We start from the raw sequence: 19122 nt of genomic DNA, 5'->3' as shown, positions 1-19122 counted from the left end.
GTGGCGGGTCGGCGTTCAGCCTGCGACCGGCCCCGTCAGGCTCCGCCCGATACCCCGGGCCGCCACCTGCAGGGCGCTGACCAGCCGCGCCCGGTCGCGTTTGAGGCTGGGGACGACGATGCCGAGCGCCGCCACCACCGCGCCGTCCGACCGGATCGGCACGGCCACCGTGCAGGCGCCCAGGCTCATCTCCTCCACCGTCGTGGCGTAGTCGTCCTCGTGCACCTTCTTGAGCTGGCCACGCAGCAGGCCCGGCCGGCTCACCGTGTAGGGGGTGATCCGGGGGAGGTCGGCGAGCACCTCGTCCTGGACGTCGGCCGGGGCGTGTGCGAGCAGCACCTTGCCGACCCCTGTCGCGTGCAGCGGCAAACGGGAGCCGATCGCGCTGACCACCGGCACCGAGGCGTGTCCGGAGAGCCGGTCGACGTACAGCGCCTGCAGGCCGTCGCGCACCGCGAGGTGCACGGTGGCTAGGGTCGCGCCGTAGAGGTCGTGGAGGTACGGGGAGGCGATCTGTTGCAGCCCGGTGTGCACAGGCGCGAGCAGGCCGATGTCCCACAGCCGGCGCCCGACGACGTACTCGCCCGAGTCGGTGCGGCTCAGCGCGCCCCATGAGACGAGCTCGCCGACCAGCCGGTGCGCGGTCGGGACCGGGAGGCCGGCCCGGTGGGCGAGCTCGGTGAGGCCGAGCCGCCGGTGCCGTCCGTCGAAGGCCCCCAGGACCGCCAGCGCACGGCTGGTCACGGAACGCCCGGGCCTCGCGGAGTTGCCTGCCATGCCCGGCATCCTTCCGCTGAGTGGAAAAGGGGGCAAGGGGTGCGCGTGGCGATTCCGTGGCCACGGTCCCTGTGGTGCGGGCGGAGCCCGGCTCGCGAGCCCCGGGCACTGGTCGCCCCGGCACCGGGGCTCGTGTCGGACCGTCTGCCAAGCGGACGCCCGATGCTCCATGATGAGCGGGCCATGATCGAACCCGCCATGACGCCCCGCGCGCCACTGCCCTTCTTCCGGGCCGCCGTGTTCGCCGTGGTCTCCGCGGTGCCGGGGGCCGGCGGGCATCATCTGGTGGCCGAGGGGCCGGTGCCGTGGCGGCAGGGAGGGACGGCGGTCGCCGTGCTCTTCGCCGTGGCGCTGCTCGGTGTCCGGCGGCCGCGTTCCCTGGCCACGGTGACGGTCGTGTGCGGCGCCGCACAGGTCGGACTGCACCTGTGGCTGACGACGGGGCACGGCCGTCAGGCCGCCTCCCTCGCGCGGCCCGGACACCTGCACGCCGTGGCCGACGGGGCCGATGTCCACCAGGGATGGCACGAGGGGGCTGCGGGCTCGCCGGTCATGACCGGCGTGCACGTCCTCGTCGCCGTGCTGGTCGCCGTGCTGGTCGCCGTACTGCTGCACCGGGCCGACCGCGTCTGCTGGTCGCTGGAGCGCGGGCTGACGGCGGCCGTGGGCGCGACGCGGGACGCCGTGACGGTACTCCGCGCCATGTCCAAGGCCGCCGCTCCGGTCCCGGCGCGGTGGGAGCCGCCGGCGCCCCTGCCATCCCTGTGGTCGGCACCCGTGCCGCCGGACGGTGCGGTGCTGGCGGACGTGATGTCACGGAGGGGGCCTCCCCGGGCGCGGTCGTCTCCCGCCACCCGACCCTGCCGGGGCGTCAGCCGCTGAACAGCGGGCCCCGCACTCACCCACGCCTGGAGTAGCAGTGCTCCCTTTCCTCTTCCCCGAACGCCTGCGTGCCGTACGCCGTCCGGCCCTGGTCACCGCGGCGACCGCCGCCGCCGTTCTCCTGGCGGCCGGACCGGCCGCCGCCCACGTCCACGTCGAGTCCGACAACGCCCAGGCACTCGCCCAGGACGTCACGCTCACCTTCGCCGCCGCCTCGGAGTCCGCCGATGCCGGGATCACCCAGCTGCGGGTGGTCCTGCCCGAGGGCATCGAGCCCACGGACGTGACGTACGGCGAGGGCCCCAAGGGCTGGAAGCTCACCGTCACCGACGACGGCTACACCGTCAAGGGCCCGGCCGTGAAGGCCGGCGAGGACGTGGAGCACTCGGTGGTCGTCCGGCAGCTCCCTGACGCGAAGGAGCTGGCGTTCAAGACGCTCCAGAGCTACAGCGACGGCCGGATCGACCGGTGGATCGAACTGCCGGAGCCCGGCGGTGACGGCCACGGCCATGGCCACGGCAACGAGGCCCCGGTCCTCGAACTCGAGGCCGCCGCCCCCGGAGCCGCATCGGTCGGCCCGTCGCCCACCGCGCCCGAAAGCGCCCCGGCCCCGTCTCCCGCACCGACCGCCGAGGAGACGACGGCAACGCCGTCCGCCCGGGCCGCGGCCGCCGACAGCGAAGCGGAGGACAGCGGCCTGTCCGCCGCGGCCTGGGCGGGAATCGTCGCGGTGGTCCTTGCCGCGGCCGCCGCCGTGGCCTTCCTCGTCGTCCGCCGCCGGGGCGCCGCCCGGCAGTGACGTGGACGCGCACACCGCCACGGTGAGGGGTGGGTTGCCGCACTGCCGCGAGAGTGCGGCTGCGGCAACCCGCCTTCGTCGACGGGCGTTCGTCCAGGGATGACGTGTGCGCGTACGTGTGCGCGTGCGCGAGCCGAAAGTGCGTCGGTCCGCCGCGCCCGGCGGGTGCCCGAAGCGCCCGGCCCCGGAGTCGCGGACCGTCAGGAGCGCCCCGCCGTCGCGCCGGCCGCCGTGGTGGGCGTGGAGCACGCCCGTCCCGGCGAGGAGATCGGGGCCGCAGTGGTGCTGCGTCCGGGAGCACAGGCCACGCCCGACGAACCGCGGGAGTTCGTCGAGGACCGGGTGGCGGCGTACAGGTAACCGCGCGAGGCGTGGCTACGGACACCCTGCCGACCGGCCCCAGCGGCGAGATCCTCAAGAGGGAGATCACCGCACCGGCGGGACGTGCCCCACCGGACGTGCCCCAGCAGGAGCATTCCTTCCGGCGCGCGCGGCTCATTCGAGGGTGAGCCGCAGGTCTCACGCCTGCGGCTCACCCGCGGACGCAGTCCTCGATCACCGAGGCGACCTGCTCGGTCGCGGCCGAGACGCGGTGCGTGCGCCGGGCCAGTACCAGTTCGACCGACTCGGGGCTGGTGAGCGGTACGTAGGTCACGCCGTCGAGGCTCAGGCTCTGCACCGACTGCGGCACGAGGGCGACGCCGTGTCCCGCCGCGACGAGGACGACCAGGGTGGCCGTCTCGCCGACCTCGAGGAGCGGGTCGGGCCGGAAGCCGGCCCGTCGGCAGGCGGACAGGACCCGGTCGTACATCGAGGACCGGGACTGCGAGGGGTGGATGACGAACGGCTCGCCGGCCAGGGCCTCCAGCGGGATGCTCGGGCGGCCTGCCAGCCGGTGGTGGGACGGCAGTACGGCCACCAGCGGTTCGGACCGCAACGGCGTGATACGGATGTTCTCCTCCGACGCCGCGCCCCGCAGGACGGCGAGGTCGAACACGCCCGAGAGCAGGCCCTCGACGAGCCGGGGGGTGAGGAGCTCACCCCGCAGGTCCATGGTGATCTTGGGCAGCTTGGCCCGCACGGTGCGGGCGACCCGCGGCAGGACGTCGTAGGTGGCCGTGCCGATGAAGCCGACGGAGACCCGGCCCGCGTGACCGGTGGCCAGCTCCCGCATGTGAGCCCGCGCGCGTTCCTCCTCCATGACGAGGGCGCGTGCGTAGTCGGTGAGGTGACGGCCGGCCTCGGTCGGCTCGACGCGCCGGGTGGACCGGTTGAACAGCGAGATGCCCAGTTCCCGCTCCAGCTGCTTGATCTGCTGGGAGAGAGCCGGCTGCGCCACGTGCAGGCGGGCGGCCGCGCGCCCGAAGTGGCACTCCTCGGCCAGGGCGAGGAAGTACCGGAGCTGACGGAGTTCCATACGCCCTATTTTATAAGGCCGGCTTATGAATCGATGCCGACTAGGTCTTGGACATGATGAAGCGGGCGCTCGTACGGTAGGGGCGTGAGCGACAGTTACCTTTACGCAGCAGCAAGAACGCCCTTCGGCAAGTTCTCGGGCGCCCTCGCCGAGGTCCGGCCCGACGACCTCGCCGCGGTGGCTGTCACCGGGGCCCTGGCCAAGACCCCCGCGCTCGACCCGGCGGAGATCGGCGACGTCGTCTGGGGCAACGCCAACGGCGCGGGCGAGGACAACCGCAATGTCGGCAGGATGGCCGTCCTCCTCGCGGGACTGCCCACCTCGGTCCCCGCCACGACCGTCAACCGGCTGTGCGGGTCCTCCCTCGACGCCGCCATCATCGCCTCCCGCGCCATCGAGACCGGCGACGTGGACATCGTGCTCACCGGCGGCGTCGAGTCGATGACCAGGGCACCCTGGGTCCTGCCCAAGCCCTCGCGCGCGTTCCCCGCCGCGGACGTGACCGCCGTGTCCACCACCCTCGGGTGGCGGCTGGTGAACCAGCGCATGCCGAAGGAGTGGACCGTCTCCCTGGGCGAGGCGAACGAGCAGCTGGGCGACCGCTTCTCCATCGCCCGCGAGCGGCAGGACGCATTCGCCGCACGCTCCCACAACCTCGCCGACGACGCCTGGAACGCCGGCTTCTACGACGACCTGGTGGTGCCCGTCGTCACGGACCGCAAGGGCACGACCGTCACCCGGGACGAAGGGATCCGCCCCGGTTCGACCGCCGAGAAGCTCGCCGGACTCAAGCCCGTCTTCCGCCCCGACGGCGTCATCACCGCCGGCAACGCCTCCCCGCTGAGCGATGGTGCCTCCGCGGTACTGCTCGGTTCGGGCGAGGCCGCCGCACGCATCGGCACCGACCCCGTCGCCCGCATCGCCGGCCGGGGCGTGTCCGCGCTGGACCCGCAGATGTTCGGATACGCCCCCGTGGAAGCGGCGAACCGGGCACTGAAGGGCGCCGGGATCACCTGGTCCGACGTCGCCGCCGTCGAGCTCAACGAAGCCTTCGCCGTCCAGTCGCTGGCCTGCGTGGACGCCTGGGACGTCGACCCGGAGATCGTCAACGCCAAGGGCGGCGCGATCGCGCTCGGCCACCCCTTGGGCGCCTCCGGAGGCAGGCTCCTGGGCACCCTGGCCCACCGGCTGAAGGAGTCGGGGCAGCGGTGGGGCGTCGCCGCCATCTGTATCGGAGTCGGCCAGGCGCTCGCCGTGGTCCTGGAGAACGTCTCGGGAGGCAACCGATGACCACCCTGCTGTGCGACCACGCCGACGAGGCGGTGGCCGGGATCGAGGACGGCTCGACCGTGCTCGTCGGAGGGTTCGGAATGGCCGGCATGCCGGTCGACCTGATCGACGCCCTCATACGCCAGGGCGCCAAGGACCTCACCGTCGTGTCCAACAACGCCGGCAACGGCGACACCGGACTCGCCGCGCTGCTGGCCAAGGGACGGGTCCGCAAGGTGATCTGCTCCTTCCCGCGCCAGGCGGACTCGTGGGTGTTCGACGACCTCTACCGGGCGGGCCGGATCGAACTGGAGGTCGTCCCCCAGGGCAACCTCGCGGAACGGATGAGGGCGGCCGGGGCCGGCATCGGCGCCTTCTTCTGCCCCACCGGAGTGGGCACGCTCCTCACGGAGGGCAAGGAGACCCGCGAGATCGACGGCCGCACCTATGTGCTGGAGTACCCGATCAAGGGTGACGTCGCGCTGATCGGCGCCCACCGCGCCGACCGCATGGGCAACCTCGTCTACCGCAAGACCGCCCGCAACTTCGGTCCGGTCATGGCCACCGCCGCGACCACGGTGATCGCGCAGGTCCGCGAGATCGTCGAGACCGGCGACATCGACCCCGAAACCGTCGTGACCCCCGGCATCTACGTCGACCGTGTGGTGAAGGAGGCCGACCGCGCATGACCACGACCCGAGTGATGAACGAGCAAGGTCCGCTGAGCAAGCAGGACATGGCCGCCCTCGTGGCGCGCGACATCCCCCAGGGCGCCTTCGTCAACCTGGGCATCGGGCAGCCGACCCTCGTCGCCGACCACCTGCCCGCCGACTCCGGGGTGGTCCTCCACACCGAGAACGGCATGCTCAACATGGGGCCCGCCGCGAAGGAGGGCGAGGTCGATCCCGACCTGACGAACGCGGGCAAGGTCCCGGTGACCGAACTGCCCGGAGCCGCCTACTTCCACCACGCCGACTCGTTCGCGATGATGCGCGGCGGTCATCTGGACATCTGCGTCATGGGCGCGTTCCAGGTCTCCGCCGGCGGCGACCTCGCCAACTGGCACACGGGAGCGCCCGACGCCATCCCCGCCGTCGGCGGGGCCATGGACCTGGCGATCGGCGCCAAGAAGGTCTTCGTCATGATGACGCTCTTCACCAAGACCGGCGCCCCCAAGCTGGTGCCCGAATGCACCTACCCGCTCACCGGGCTGCGCTGCGTCGACCGCGTCTACACGGACCTCGCGGTCTTCGACATCACCCCCCAGGGGCTCAGGGTCGCCCAGACCTTCGGCACCACGCTGGACGAACTCGCCGGCCGCCTCGACGTGCCGCTGATCGCCGCCGAGGCGTGAGACACGGGCCGGGCCGACAGCCTGCCCGACAACGCGCTGATGGCCTGCCCGCGGACCGCGGGCAGGCCATCAGTACATGATCGGGCACCGCGTTGGTGATGACGGCGCCGCCGTAGGAGTGGCCGGCGAGGACGAGGGGGCCCTTGATCGTCTTGAGCCGGGCAGCGAGGTAGGCGGAGTCGGCGGAGAGGCCGCGCAGCGGGTTCGCGGTGGCGACCACCGGATAGCCCTGGGCCTGGAGGCTCCGAATGACCTCGTTCCAGCCCGAGGCGTCCGCCCAGGCGCCGTGCACCAGCACGATGGTCGGCTTGGTGCGCTCATGAGGTTCGGCACCACCACCGCTCTCGGAGGCCACGGACGACCGGTCCGAGGGTGTCCGTGACCAGGTGGCGCTTGCGTCTTTCGCGTCCACCACGGCCGCGGTCGGTTCGGCACCGCGGCCGTGGGTGCGACGGGTCCTGTCCCGTAACAGGTCGTGGACCTGCTCGGTGGTGCCGTCCGCCGATGCTCTCTTACGCCGGCATCAGGTCGGGTCCGACTCGTAGTCGGGCCGGATGGCGAGTTCTCCCGCTTCCCACATCTCGTGGACGCGCTTCTTGCATTCCTTGTCGGATTCCACTTCGTCCGCGAGGCGGAGGCCGATCTCGTTGTTCTTCTCGTCCGCCGCGTTGTCCGCGTCGGACCCGGGGCGGCCAAGCTCGTGCGCCTCGCCCATCGCCCTGGCGAATTCCTCACCCAGCCTCTTCTTGAGCAGGCACTGCCAGAACACGTGGCGAATGGAGTTCTGCTTTTCCGGGTCCGTCATGTGCTCGACCAGCTGAAGCACCTCGACGTGCACCCCGGCCCACCTGATGATGTTCTGGGGGCGCTTGAGAAGCTCGTAGACCTCCGGGCCGGAAACGTTCTTGCCGATCAGCCAGACGTACTTGTCCAAGGCGGCAGGGCCTTCTTCCAGAAGGCTCTTCTCCAACTGCGACAGAACCCGCGAGTATGCCGCCATGTTCTCCGACGTGTCCGCCAGGTTGTCGGCGATCACCTTGGATGCGGTAAGCCCGACGCCGAAGACGAACATGCCCAAGGCGAGGAGCGGGAGCATCTCAGGAGCCAAGAACGCGATCGTGGCCACACCCGCGAGCGCCGTGGCACCGGTCTTGCCGAGATCCCGAGGGGCGAGGCCCTGCGCTGCGTCGAGTATCCGGCGGGTCTCAAGGAGGGTGTCGTAGACGTCCGCGCTCGGCACGGTGTTGCATTCGCACCGGAACTCGGCGTCCCTGGTCACGCTCATCGACATGGTCCAGTCGCCGGCCTGAGGATCCTTGACGATCAGGTACCGGACCGAGTCGCCGGACATCTTGACGAGTTTTCCGTCCTCCTCGACGTCCTCGTCGAAGGAGTTCCCGTCCGGGCCCTCGAGGGTCATGACGACGCCCTTGGGGAAATCGACCGAGCCGTCGCCCTTGGTGATGACCGAGTAGAGGAAGGGCGCGTCCTCACCGATGGTCATCGTGTTCGTCAGGTTGAACCGTTCCACGTTGCCCAAGCCGTCCAGGTCCTTGGCGGGAAGGGTGTCGACCTGGCAGTACATGCAGTCATTCTCGCCCCTGGCCACCGTGGTGAACGCGGGGATGGGGCTCAGCTCGTTACTGACGTCGAAAAGGCCCCAGAGCCCGCCTACTCCCTTGTCCTCGATCTCCGTCGGCTCGTCGAAGTACTGACCCGCGATGAGCGCCGGGGTCTGCTTCGCGGCCTCTTGCCAGTCATCGCTGAGGGACAGGCCCCAGAGGCGCGAGGCGTACCGCGTGTACCCGTCGGGCGCGCCGTCCTTCTCTTCCATGTGCCCCCAGAACCAGTCCGGCACGTCATCGTTGTCGAGGACGTCGAACTCACCCCAGAGTCCGAGGGCACCCTTGTCCACGATGCGGGTCGGCCGGTTGAAGTACTGCCTCTTGACCACAGCCGGGCAGTTCTGGGCGACGCTCTTCCAGTCCGCGTCGTCGGGGATGTTCCACAGCCGCGCCGAGAACTGGCGCATGCCGTTGTCCTTGGTGCCGTCGTCCTGGAACTGCAGGGCGCCGGTCGCGTGCCCCAGGAATCCGATGGAGTCCCACAGGTACGAGTTGGCCACCGGGATCGGCGGATCCGTGATGGGCGAGGACTCGGGGACCTCGTTGCCGGAGGCGAGGTAGAGGGCCTTGATGATGCTCTTGCCGTCTTCCCAGACGTCGTTGGAGAGTTCCCAGATGATGACGCCCTTGGCGCCGACTCCCTTGAGGAATTTCAGTTTGCTGACGGCGGTGTCCGGGGTCTCGAAATAGATGTTGTGGGCGTACGGGTACTCGCCCGGAGGCAGGGGCTCGGCGAGCTCGGGGCGGGGCGTGCTCCCGTCCACCTTGATGTTCGCGTCCTCGGCCTCAAGGGCGTCCGGGAACTCGTCCAGGATTTCCTTGTACCGAAGCACCTTGTACCCCGGGGGCACCTCACCGGTCAGGTCGTCCGGTTCCTTGGCCGCGGCGAAGTCGTAACCGTAGATGGGCACTCCGGCCGCGATCTTGCCGCGGTCCACACCTTGCCCCTTGCCCTGCCAGTTCATGAAGAGCGGATTCGTCCAGTACCAGAGGCAGTCCTCGACCGAGAGGATCGGATTGTTCTCCGCAGCGTCGCCACCCGGGGCGTCCGAACCAGCGCCCGCCCTGGCCCCCGGCCAGCCGCCCTGCTGTTCGCGGAGGTACGACTCCAGATAGACATCCGCCTCACGGATCTTCGCCGTGTCCTTCCCGCGGATCTTGTGCAGGGCGGAATGCGGGCCGACCGGGGACTTGTCCCACGACCCGGTGAGGTCGTAGGTCATCACGCCGAGCCAGTCGAGGTGTTCGGCCATGTCCGGGTCGTAGTTGTTCCCGTACCACGAGGTACCGAAGACGGCCGCCGACACGACCTTGTCGGGCATGGCCTCCTTCAGTTTCCTGGCGAACAGGGTCAGACCCCGCCCCGCGGGATGCGGCCCGTCACTCTTCATCCGGCCGCCCTGGTCCTGGTCGCCGGGTCGGCCCCACCAGCACTCCAGGTCGAGATCGACGCCGTCCAGGCCGTTGTGGGTGACGTAGTCCACGACGTTGCGGACCGTCTGGTTGAGCTTCGGGGAGGCCGGGTCGTTCCCGATCGCCGTCATCAGGTCCAGGAACGCGTAGTCGTTCGCGCCGCCCAGCGCGACCATGATCTTGGTCCTGTACATGTTCGCGGCGATGAGCACGTCTGGGAGAATGGTGCTGATCTCCCTGACCGACGCGGGGTCGAACACCCCGGAATCCTTGTCGCTGAACGTCAGGAACGCGATGATGCCGTGCGTGATGTACTGATACATCTCGCCCTTGCCGTAGTTGAATCCCTCCTTCTTCCGCCAGGTAGGGATGTAGGCGATGATGTTCGCCCGCTCGGTCGGCTTGTGCGGGGTCTGGTCGTACAGCTCGTCGAAGAATCGCCAGCCGTTCTTGTCGGGGTCTCCCACTCCCGGCTCCGAGGCCCAGAAAGCGGCACGGAAAATATTGCCCTTGTATTTGGCGACGGCTCCGGTCTTGTAACCGCTGGGATTTTCTTCCCACTTGGGGACGTCAGGATAATCCGACGAAAGGCTCATTGAAGGTCGCTCCTAGTGTTGCGGATCGCTGCGCCCCACTCAATCATGGGCGACCTTGTCGACCACAGATCGTAATGAGCCCTTCCGGTTGCGCCTGATCGCGCCAGAACGGGTCGATGGGAATGGCCTGGAATTGATGACCCGGAGAACATCTGATCTACGTAGCCGGTGGTGAGGGGGGTTTGTGTCGCCGTGGTGTCGGCGGTCATTAACCTCGGCATTTCATGACGGCTCGTCAGTGCAACTGGCGGGCTATTTCGACGTGTTGGGCTGATGGTGGGCAGCGTGAGGGCCCGGCTGTCGCGTCGGGTGGACGCCGGGTTCCACGGCTCCGGCGGGGTGGTGCTGTTTGCAGGGAAGGGAACGTGCTGGTCAGCCGGGTTTCGACAGGGCTTGGAGCCGGTCCAGGGCCTCGGTGATCACATCGCTCCATGGCCAGTGGTGGGCGAGGCGGAGGATGCGGCGGCCGGTGGTGACCAGTTGGGCGGCGGTGGAGAACAGCCGCAGGCGGAGCCGGCGGGGTTCCCACAGACGGGGCTTGCCGGTCAGGGCGAGCATCGGCATCCAGGCGAGCAGGTCCAGGGCGATCTGGACGATCTCCAGCCAGATCTGGTTCTGCGCCATGTCATGGAGCGGGAGGTTGCGTAGGCCGGTGGCGCGGGCGGCGCGGATGCGGTCTTCGGCGCGGGCGCGCTGGCGGTGACCCAGTTCCAGCGCGGCGATCGGGGTGTTGATGGTGTTGGTGGCGAGGAAGGTCAAGCGCATGCCGTCGGCGTCGGTGAAGCGCAGTTGGGCGCCAGGGTGCGGGCGTTCCTTGCGGACGATCAGCCGCATTCCTTTGGGCCAGCCTTTCAGGCAGTCTCCGTCGAGTTCGGCTACCCAGGCGCCGTCGCGGATCTGGCCGCCGGGTTCGACGGCTACCGTCCAGGCCGAGGCGGGAACCTTCAAGACGGCCTGGTGGATGGCGTCGGTGATGGTCATGCCGACCGAGTAGGACAGCCACCGGCCCCGCATGGACAGCCAGTTGACGAACTCGTGGGTGCCGCCGCCGGAGTCGCAGCGGATCAGCGTCCACCGTCCGCGGCGGTACTTCTTCGGCAGCTGCTTCAAGGCGAGCTGGGCTGCTTCGATGTGATCTGCAGCGGTGTTGCTGCCCGCGTTCCCCGGCCGCAGCAGGCCGGCACGGGTTCGCCGGACCCGCCTTGGCCGTGGTCGACGAACCCCATCAGCGGATGGTGCCCTAAGGTCTTCTTCCAGGTCGCGGCCGCATCCTGCTTCTCGGAGTGTGCGATGACCAGCACCCCGTCCAGGTCCACGACCACCTGCCCGCTGGCGTCCGGAGCTTCCTCACCGGCCAACGTCCATACATATCCGCAGACTTGAGCGCGAGCCTGCCGCAGTGCGGTCAGCGCCCGCTTCCCGCCCGCTGCCAGTGTGTCGATCAGCCGGGACACCGTCGGATCCGATGCCACCGGCCCCGAACACTGCCGGCTCGGCGCGAAGCATGCCCACATCCGCCAGGGAGTCCCCGCCCAGCGCGATCGCGAGCGCCACATCCAGCAGGATCTTTCCCGGATCATGCACCGCCCGCGACTTGCGCCACGGCGCCAACGCCGCCGAGATCGCCCTGTCCAGGCCGGTCTTGCGAATCGTCTCCACGAGCAGCACACCGCCGGCCTGGGAGACCACCCCGCGACCACTGCCTTCGGTACAGACACGCGGGTAGGACCCGATACGCTTCTTCACCTGGAGAGTGCTTCTTTCATGCGACGACCTGGACCCTAGACAAGTCCCATCGTTGCAGGTCAGGAGCACTCTCCGCGTTTCTGATCACCCATCGGACGCCCCGCCACGTGAAAGCGCGAGGCTAGCACCGCCCACACCGTCTTCCCGGGGGCGTTCACGCGCGGCATGGTGCCCCACTCGTCGGCCAGCGCCGCGACCAGTACCAGACCCCGGCCGGACTCGGCGTCGGCGGGCGGTGCGTCGTGAGGCGGTAGCGGTACGCGTTCCGTTCGGGTGTCGGACACTTCTACGCGGAGCGTCCCACTGCCGCCGATGAGGCGCACCTCGAAGTCCCCTCCGGGTACGTGGCCGTGGCGTACGGCGTTGGCGGTCAGCTCGGCCGTGATGAGGGTCAGCGTCTCGTTGACGGTGGAGGTGTGGGGATGGCCCCACGCGTCGAGCCGGTCCGCGACCAGACGGCGTGCCAGGCGGGCACCCCGCGGGGTGGGGCTGAAGCGCATGACGAACTCGCGGTTCACGGTGTGCGTTTCAGCGGTGGGGGAGGTGCTGTTCATGGCCCCTACGCTGCCGGACTCACCTTGGTGGTCCCAGGTCCGACGTGCGCACAGCAAGGCGTCGTGGGTGACGGTGTGTTTCGTGTATGCCTCTGTATGTGGCGACGGTGGTCGGAGGCGGAACCGCGGGGAGCGGTCCCGTACCTACTCCCCGTACTCCCGCAGCAGCTTGTTGAGGTTGCGGATCTTGTCCACGTCGGCCTTCGGCAGGGGATCGCTGCTGTTGAAGTGCATGACGTTGTTGCGGATTTTGCGGATCTCGTCCAGCCGCGCGATGAACACCTTGCGGTCGAGCGGCCATCCGAGTTGCTCCCACAGATCGGCGTTCTCCAGTACACGTTGGTAGTCGCCGACTGTCATGTCGCCGAAGGAGGTGATGCGTTTTCCCTTGGGGTCACAGAGTTTCGTGACCTCGGGCAGGGTGAACGCTCCTGTGATGACCTGCCGCAGCCTGCGGTCCATCTCCCCGATCAGGAGGAAGTGCCCGGCCAGGTCACCGTAGGCCTGGGCCACGTCGGCGGCGGTGACGATGCCGGCGATGGCGTTGCTCTGGTCCCTGACGAGGACGAAGTCGTGCTCGGCCAGGGTGGGAAGGACGTCGATCAGGTCGTGGTCGTAGCGCACGTCCCGCGCGTCCACGATGGCCTGGGAGAGGTGGGCGCCGGGGTCGGCGTGCCGGGCGCGGGCTATGGATTTCCACGAGACGGTTCCCCGCAGGTTGTGCGGACCGGTGAGGACGGGAAGTCGGGAGAAGTCGTGGAGCATCTTCCAGGGCTTGATGACGCTTAGCTCCCCACCATGGCTCAATACCAACCGACCGTGCTGGACACCTTCCCGGGTCGCACTACCGACGGCCCTGATGAGGCTGAACAGCAGCTCCTCTATTTTCAGGCCACGAAAGAAGCCATTGCGCAGGAGCATGGATTCGCTGACTGTGACACTTTCCGAGAATGTGTCATGTTTTGCGGCTGGTGTGCCCAGGGCCACCGGCACGAGCTCGCGGGGCTGGAACCGCCAGGCCGGAATTGATTGCCAGCGTCAGAATTCGTCGGGCGGGGGTCTGTTCGGTCTTCAGTGGATCGGGGTCCTGGCTGCGTAGGCCTCAAGCAAGAGCATTTGTCGTTGGGTTCGAACATCACTCGTCGCCTGGAGAGCGCATGAATGTCGGTGAGAAGTAAGAGCACCTGACGTGGTGCGGGCACTCGGTGATCACGTGCGGAGGCATCCCGGCCCGTGGCAGGATGACGGCATGCTGACCCGAAAGGCCGATGCCGCGTAGGCGTCCGCAGTGGAGGCTGCGTGCAAAGCGCCGGGTCGGGGAACTGAGACATGGTCGCCTTCCACTCCTCCGCGCTGGACGGAGTCGCCGCCAACCCGGCCCTCCCCACACCGCTGCTGCTGCGGCTGATCGCCTTCGACGGCGGGGGTCACGGCCCGCCCTTCCAAGCCCTCCACCGGCCGGGGCTGCCCGAGCCGGCCGTGGCGGCTGTCCTCACCCACCCGGTCCTGAACGCGCGAGTCCGGTTCGCGATGAGCGGCCAGGCGGAGCCCGAGCAGCGGGCCCGGCTCGCGGACGACCCCTCGCCCAAGGTGCGGGCCGCCGTCGCGAACGGACCCGAGTGGACCCGCGATCCCCGGACGAAGGTCCGTCCGCTGCCGGACGCCGTGTGCGGGCGTCTCCTCGAAGACCCCGAACCGTCCGTCCGCAGCGCGCTGTTGCACTCGCCCCACCTGGCGCCGTCCTTCCTCGCCTCCCTGGCCCGGCATCCCGATCCGGCCGCACGACGTGCCGCCCTGCGCGTCTGGGACGAACTGACGGCGGACGGGCGCGCCACGCTGCTCGACGACCCCGACCCCGAGGTACGACGGTCGGCCGCGCTGTGCGCGTGTTCTCACGACGCACGGCTCACGGCGGCGCTGCTCCGCGACCCCGCCGCCCTGCCCGAGGCGCTGCGCCGGGGGCTCCTCGACCGCGCGGACGCCGAGCGGTTCCTCGCCGAGGGCGTCCACCTGGTCGAGCTCGCCGGTAATCCGTCCCTGCCGGCCGACCTCGTGGACCGGCTCGCCGTCGACCCCGACGACGGGGTGCGGCTCGCCGTCTCCCTCCGGCCCGAGTTGACCGAAGCCCGACGCGCCGCGATCGACTTCACCGTGGCCCTACGCGCACGGGGTGACGTGGACTGGGTGGCGGTCGGCATCGCCGATCAGGAGGTGCTACGGCGGGCCGCGGCCTCCGCCCATCCTCTGCTGCGCCGCGCCGCGGCCCGCAGCCCCCATCTGCCCCCGGATCTCCTGCGGCTTCTGGCCGAGGACGCGGACGTCGTCGTGCGCACCCACCTGGCCGTGTATCACCCCGACACCCCGGCGGAGGTCCTGATGAGCGTGTACGCACGGCTCGGCGGGACGTTCTCCGCCTGGATGGCGACCGGCCACCCCCGCTTCCCCCGCGAGGGGCTGGCCGCCCGCTACGCGGACCATCCGGACGGGATCTACCGACAGCTGGCCGTCCGCGACCCCGCCGCCGGCCCCGATCTGATCGAGCGGCTCAGCCACGATCCGGACGTCCGGACGCGCCAGGCGGCGGCCCGCGACCCGCGTCTGCCGCTTCCCTGTCTCCTCGAGGCCCTCGCCCTGCCCGAGCTGGCCTTCAGCGCGGGTGCCAACCCGGCCCTTCCCCCGGGTGAGATGGCCGTGGTCCTGGACGAGGCCGGGGTGCCCGGATGACGGCGGGCGCCCGGAGCGACGCGGCCGAGGTGCTCGGGGTCGATCCGCGTGTCCACGGTCACCGCCCGGCGGACCACCCGCGTCCCGGACGACTGCCCGCCCCGGCCGGCTCCAGGTGCACCGCCGCACGGTCGCGCGGGGCTGGGTGTCTGCGTCAGCACCAGCGGGTGCGGGGGCAGTTCCAGCCGCCTCCGCCGCCGCCGGACGAGCCCCCGGAGCTGCCCGAGCTGTCGGGCCGGCCGTTCGGGTAGGTGTTGTTGCGATTCCGGTCGCCGGGGAAGGGGTCGCGGTAGTCGGGGTCGCCGTCGTCGTCCCGGTCCGGCAGGCGGGGACTGTCGCCCTCCTCCCGGTCGGGTTCCGGGCAGCCGTTGTCCGGGTGGGTCAGCTCCAGGGTCACCCGTGTGCCGGTGGTGACGTCCGCGTCCTCGGCGGGGTCGGTGACGCACACGCGCCAGTCGTCGTACTCGCCCTCGTCGGGCAGTGTGTCGTTGAGATACGCCGTGTCCGCCCGTACGTGGTCCTCCGGGACGATGTCGAGGTCCACGACCTCCTTGTGCGCGGTCTTCCAGGTCTTCCGGACCAGGTCCGGCATCTTCGGCCACGGGATGGCTTCGCCGTCCGCCTCGGGGCACGGCGCGCCCGTCTGTACGGCACCGAAGTCGATCGTCTTCGTGTCGGACGACGTCCAGCCGGTCTTCTGGAAGCAGACGGTCCAGTTGGACCGCATCCAGATGCCCTTGTCGTCGTCGGACGCGTTGTGGTCGCCCACGCCGAACCCGGCGGCCTTGGCCCTGTCCCGCGCCTCGTCCAGCCGCAGGCCCCGGTAGTCGGCGGCCTTCGGCCGGGGCTTGGGCGCAGGCTCCCCGTCGTTCCCGGTCGTCGAGGGCGTCGGCGAGGCCGGGGCGCCGGCCGCACGTCCCTTCCCGTCCGTCTGGGCCACGGTGGAGGCCCCGTCCTCGGGCGGGTCCGGGACGACCGCGCCGAGCAGCGCCATGACCCCGATGGTGGCGGCCACCTTGACGCCCTTCTGCCAGGTGTTGTCCTTCCAGATCAGGACGATCGCGAAGACCAGCAGGAGGAAACCGAGGAACGTGTTGACCAGCCCCAGCAGGGGTACGGCGAGCACGAAGCCGACGCGGGCCGGGGTGGTCAGCCACCACCGGGTACCGGGAGCCGCCGGGCGGCGGTAGGGCGGCGGTGTCGGAGGGGCGGGCGGGTGGTGCATGGGCGGTGTTCTTTTCTTGAGCAGAGTCATGGCGGGCCCGCGAGGTCGCTCCGGCCGTCGGTCGAGCGACGGCATCGTACAGAGCGCGCTAAAAGCCCCCAAGGGTGGATCAGTTTATGCCGGTCGCCCATCCATGGCTGTCGCACCTGATGGGGGGAACTTTCGGACTTCGTGTGCTCACCGACGTTTTGGGGTTTTAGCGTTGACGCCGGGTGAGGAGCCGACCGGGGGCGCTGTACGCATCCCCGCGGTGCATGTAGGCGGAGCGGGTCGTGTCCCTCGGCAGGGTGGGGGAGTTGGGCGGACCGGCCGGTGGACGACGGAGGTGAACGGGCTATGAGCGAACTGGTGCGGGAGCCGGGGGAGACGGCCGAGCAAGGAGAGCCGGAGCAGGACGCGGTGCCGGGATCTTTGCCGGAGCCGGGGACGGGCATCCTGCGGGTGTTCGGGCGGCAGTTGAAGCGGTTCCGGCTGCGGGCGGGGCTCGATCGGGCGGAGTTCGGCGGGCGGACGGGGTATTCGACGGCAACTATCGCTGCTTATGAGCAGGGGCGCCGGGTGCCGCCGGCGAAGTTCATCGACGTGGCTGATGAGTTGCTGGACGCGGGCGGGATTCTTCAGGAGATGAAGGAGGAGGTCGCGCGGGCGCAGTATCCGGCCTTCTTCCGGGATGCGGCTCGGCTTGAGGCAGAGGCAGTTGAGCTGCATGCCTATGACACGCATGTGGTGAAAGGACTGTTGCAGACCGAGGAGTACGCACGGGCCGTGTTCACCATGCGGCGCCCGCTCCTTGATGAAGAGACGATCGAGCAGCGAGTCGCGGCTCGGCTATTGCGGCAGGAGATCTTCTCGCGGTGGCCTGCACCGTTGATGAGCTTCGTCATCGAAGAGACCGTGCTTCGACGGCCCATCGGTGGTGATGGAGTTCTGCGAGGACAACTGGAGCAGATCTTGCTGGTAGGCCAGAAGCGCAACGTGGAGATCCAGGTCATGCCCACGCTGCGGGTAGATCACGCTGGGCTTGCAGGGCCGTTCACCTTGATCGAGACCAAGAGCGGGCAACGTATGGCCTACGCGGAGGTCCAGACAAGCAGCCACCTCTACACGGAACGGACATCCGTTCGGGTGCTTGAGGCGCAGTATGGGATCATCCGGGCCCAGGCTCTCACTCCGGGGGAGTCGATGGCTTTTGTCGAGGGGTTGCTGGGAGAGTCATGAAGGCTGCAACGGAACTGGTGTGGTTCAAGAGCACTTACAGCAGTGGCGAGGGCGGTGACTGCGTGGAGGTAGCCACCTGCCCGCATACCGTGCACGTGAGGGACTCGAAGGACACGAACCGTCCAGGCCTGGCTGCCAGTTCGGACGCGTGGGCCGCGTTCGTTGGGTTCGCCGCCCACCGGATCGGCTGATTCGCTGCCCTACTTGTGCCCTGTGGCTCCGATGCGAGCCACAGGGCACATGTATGTCCGAGATAACCCGGCGTCAGGCGTCCACGGTCGCCGCCTCGGGCGGTGTCCAACGGCCTGCGGCGATCTCGGCGTCCAGCCGCGCCTGGAAGTGGGCGTGCGCGGCGCGCATCTCGGTCTCGCGGGCCGCCTTGTAGAAGGGGGACTGGTAGCCGGCCGGGGGCGGGGTGTGGTTCGGGTCTTCCAGATGGACGACCGGCACCGGCACACGGTAGGCGGGCAGCGGGTCAGCCGCCTGCGGGAGACGTCCCTGTCATGGGCAGGGACGGGTCGGCCGACCATTCCTCGATCGACCCGTCGTACACGGTCACGTCGTCCCGGCCCAGCAGGACCAGGACGAACCCGAGCAGCGTCGCCGAGATGCCGCCGCCGCAGTAGAGGAGCGTGCCGGTGTCCGCGGGCAGGCCACTGACCGCTTCCTCCAGCGCCGGGCGGGGCAGGAACCGGCCGCGGGAGTCCAGCAGCCGGTCCTTGGCGGGCAGGTTGAGGCTTCCCGGAATGTGGCCGCGGCGGCTGTACCGCGTGGGCGCGGCGCCACGGAAGGCGTCCTCGCCGAGCGCGCACACCAGGACCCGGTCGGAGCGGGAGCCGTTCATGACGTCGAGCACCTCGGACTTGTCCACCAGGGTGCCGCGCTGCTCGGCCTGCCAACCGGCGGCGGGAGTGGCCGGGTCGGCGGCGTCCAGGTCGGCCGCGGGGCCGGAGGCGACCGGTCCGCCCTGGGCCAGCCACTCCCGCAGACCGCCGTCCAGGACCGCGACGGTGTGCAGGCCGATCTCCCCCAGGACCCACCACAGGCGGGTCGACCACATGCGGGAGTCGTCGTCGTAGACCACGACGCGGGAGTCCGGGCCGACGCCCAGCTCGCGCAGGGCGGCGGTGAACCGCTCACTGTCGGGCATCGCGTAGGAGAAGCCGGCCTCCGGTGCGGCGAGCACGCCCGCCAGGTCGGCGTAGCGGGAGCCTGGAATGCGGACCCGCTCCCAGTCGTCCCGGCCGGTGGGCAGCGGGGCGGGGAACGCCGCCCCGTGGTCGCCGGGCCCGGCGGCGTCCGTCGGGAGGGGCTTCTGCCGCACCGTGGCATCGAGCACGACGAGGCCGGGGCGGTGCAGGTGCTCCCGCAGCCAGGCGGCGTCGACCAGCGGCCCCGGCAGATCGAGGTCGGTGTACCGGTGCGACTGGCTGGTGGGATGGCGCCACAGGCCGGCGGTGGTGTGGGCCACGGCCGATGTCTTGAACCCGTTCAACCGGATCCGTCTGGTTGTCATCGCGGTC

Annotated in this window: 19 protein-coding genes and 1 pseudogene; 10 read left to right on the top strand and 10 right to left on the bottom strand. The window is 69.9% G+C overall.

Going from position 1 to position 19122, the window contains the following annotated elements; translation table 11 throughout:
• Positions 1-15 precede the first annotated feature (15 nt).
• On the bottom strand, positions 16-777 hold the full coding sequence (locus ACFPZI_RS19350) for an IclR family transcriptional regulator (RefSeq protein ID WP_381364541.1): 762 nt from the start codon (positions 775-777) through the stop codon (positions 16-18).
• Between the two features lie 183 nt (positions 778-960).
• On the opposite strand from ACFPZI_RS19350, the gene ACFPZI_RS19345 reads away from it, so the two are divergent.
• The 4 genes from ACFPZI_RS19345 (at position 961) to ACFPZI_RS19330 (ending at position 2967) form a co-directional block, all read left to right on the top strand.
• Positions 961-1659 carry a hypothetical protein gene (locus ACFPZI_RS19345; RefSeq protein WP_381364540.1) on the top strand — a complete coding sequence of 233 codons (699 nt, stop codon included), beginning with the start codon at positions 961-963 and terminating at the stop codon, positions 1657-1659.
• A gap of 37 nt (positions 1660-1696) precedes the next feature.
• Positions 1697-2458: a DUF1775 domain-containing protein gene (locus ACFPZI_RS19340; protein ID WP_381364538.1), complete on the top strand. Its 762-nt coding sequence runs from the start codon at positions 1697-1699 to the stop codon at positions 2456-2458.
• A 165-nt stretch (positions 2459-2623) separates the two neighbouring features.
• Positions 2624-2818 (top strand): AMP-binding enzyme, encoded by a 195-nt coding sequence (locus ACFPZI_RS19335; protein WP_381364536.1) that lies wholly within the window; start codon positions 2624-2626, stop codon positions 2816-2818.
• An 11-nt stretch (positions 2819-2829) separates the two neighbouring features.
• Complete coding sequence (locus ACFPZI_RS19330) at positions 2830-2967, top strand: hypothetical protein (RefSeq protein ID WP_381364535.1); 138 nt, start codon at positions 2830-2832, stop codon at positions 2965-2967.
• Positions 2968-2990: 23 nt separating this feature from the next.
• On the opposite strand, the gene ACFPZI_RS19325 is transcribed toward ACFPZI_RS19330, so the two are convergent.
• A complete protein-coding gene (locus tag ACFPZI_RS19325; RefSeq protein ID WP_381364533.1) occupies positions 2991-3875 on the bottom strand; it encodes a LysR substrate-binding domain-containing protein in 885 nt (294 codons plus the stop codon).
• An 84-nt stretch (positions 3876-3959) separates the two neighbouring features.
• Here ACFPZI_RS19325 and ACFPZI_RS19320 point away from each other — a divergent pair, with 84 nt between their 5' ends.
• The 3 genes from ACFPZI_RS19320 to ACFPZI_RS19310 are packed head-to-tail and all read left to right on the top strand — an operon-like array spanning position 3960 to position 6498.
• Complete coding sequence (locus ACFPZI_RS19320; protein ID WP_381364531.1) at positions 3960-5165, top strand: thiolase family protein; 1206 nt, start codon at positions 3960-3962, stop codon at positions 5163-5165.
• A complete protein-coding gene (locus ACFPZI_RS19315) occupies positions 5162-5833 on the top strand; it encodes a 3-oxoacid CoA-transferase subunit A (RefSeq protein WP_381364530.1) in 672 nt (223 codons plus the stop codon). The genes ACFPZI_RS19320 and ACFPZI_RS19315 overlap by 4 nt, the downstream gene beginning before the upstream one ends.
• Positions 5830-6498, top strand: coding sequence for a 3-oxoacid CoA-transferase subunit B (locus ACFPZI_RS19310; RefSeq protein WP_381364528.1), 669 nt, complete (start codon positions 5830-5832; stop codon positions 6496-6498). Before ACFPZI_RS19315 ends, ACFPZI_RS19310 begins: the two co-directional genes overlap by 4 nt.
• Here ACFPZI_RS19310 and ACFPZI_RS19305 read toward each other — a convergent pair.
• The 5 genes and pseudogenes from ACFPZI_RS19305 to ACFPZI_RS19285 all read right to left on the bottom strand — a co-directional run bounded on the left by ACFPZI_RS19305 (position 6416) and on the right by ACFPZI_RS19285 (position 13353).
• Entirely contained in the window at positions 6416-6790 is a 375-nt protein-coding gene (locus ACFPZI_RS19305; protein WP_381364997.1) for an alpha/beta fold hydrolase, read from the bottom strand. The two genes, ACFPZI_RS19310 and ACFPZI_RS19305, sit on opposite strands and share 83 nt — an antisense overlap.
• 231 nt (positions 6791-7021) lie before the next feature.
• Positions 7022-10132: a glycoside hydrolase family 18 protein gene (locus tag ACFPZI_RS19300; RefSeq protein WP_381364526.1), complete on the bottom strand. Its 3111-nt coding sequence runs from the start codon at positions 10130-10132 to the stop codon at positions 7022-7024.
• A 372-nt stretch (positions 10133-10504) separates the two neighbouring features.
• Positions 10505-11878, bottom strand: a pseudogene (locus ACFPZI_RS19295) (IS1380 family transposase).
• Positions 11879-11937: 59 nt separating this feature from the next.
• Positions 11938-12432 carry an ATP-binding protein gene (locus ACFPZI_RS19290; RefSeq protein ID WP_381364525.1) on the bottom strand — a complete coding sequence of 165 codons (495 nt, stop codon included), beginning with the start codon at positions 12430-12432 and terminating at the stop codon, positions 11938-11940.
• 144 nt (positions 12433-12576) lie between these two features.
• Complete coding sequence (locus ACFPZI_RS19285; protein WP_381364523.1) at positions 12577-13353, bottom strand: hypothetical protein; 777 nt, start codon at positions 13351-13353, stop codon at positions 12577-12579.
• A gap of 408 nt (positions 13354-13761) precedes the next feature.
• On the opposite strand from ACFPZI_RS19285, the gene ACFPZI_RS19280 reads away from it, so the two are divergent.
• Positions 13762-15156 carry a Mucin-2 gene (locus ACFPZI_RS19280; protein ID WP_381364521.1) on the top strand — a complete coding sequence of 465 codons (1395 nt, stop codon included), beginning with the start codon at positions 13762-13764 and terminating at the stop codon, positions 15154-15156.
• A gap of 154 nt (positions 15157-15310) precedes the next feature.
• On the opposite strand, the gene ACFPZI_RS19275 is transcribed toward ACFPZI_RS19280, so the two are convergent.
• Positions 15311-16381 (bottom strand): PASTA domain-containing protein, encoded by a 1071-nt coding sequence (locus ACFPZI_RS19275; RefSeq protein WP_381364520.1) that lies wholly within the window; start codon positions 16379-16381, stop codon positions 15311-15313.
• 336 nt (positions 16382-16717) lie between these two features.
• Between ACFPZI_RS19275 and ACFPZI_RS19270 the strand changes: the two genes are divergently transcribed.
• The gene (locus ACFPZI_RS19270; RefSeq protein ID WP_381364519.1) at positions 16718-17599 is read left to right on the top strand and encodes a helix-turn-helix domain-containing protein; all 882 of its coding nucleotides are present in this window, start codon (positions 16718-16720) and stop codon (positions 17597-17599) included.
• Positions 17596-17790, top strand: coding sequence for a DUF397 domain-containing protein (locus ACFPZI_RS19265; protein ID WP_381364518.1), 195 nt, complete (start codon positions 17596-17598; stop codon positions 17788-17790). The genes ACFPZI_RS19270 and ACFPZI_RS19265 overlap by 4 nt, the downstream gene beginning before the upstream one ends.
• 73 nt (positions 17791-17863) lie before the next feature.
• On the opposite strand, the gene ACFPZI_RS19260 is transcribed toward ACFPZI_RS19265, so the two are convergent.
• Both ACFPZI_RS19260 and ACFPZI_RS19255 read right to left on the bottom strand, forming a co-directional pair.
• Complete coding sequence (locus ACFPZI_RS19260; RefSeq protein WP_381364516.1) at positions 17864-18049, bottom strand: hypothetical protein; 186 nt, start codon at positions 18047-18049, stop codon at positions 17864-17866.
• Positions 18050-18074: 25 nt separating this feature from the next.
• Positions 18075-19115, bottom strand: a complete 1041-nt coding sequence (locus tag ACFPZI_RS19255) for a sulfurtransferase (protein ID WP_381364514.1) — start codon at positions 19113-19115, stop codon at positions 18075-18077.
• Positions 19116-19122 lie beyond the last annotated feature (7 nt).

It is taken from the genome of Streptomyces chlorus (assembly GCF_042655885.1).
GTDB classification, from domain to species: domain Bacteria; phylum Actinomycetota; class Actinomycetes; order Streptomycetales; family Streptomycetaceae; genus Streptomyces; species Streptomyces chlorus.
The sequence above is the reverse complement of the archived record's forward strand: the minus strand, read 5'-3'. Positions and strand labels throughout refer to the sequence as shown.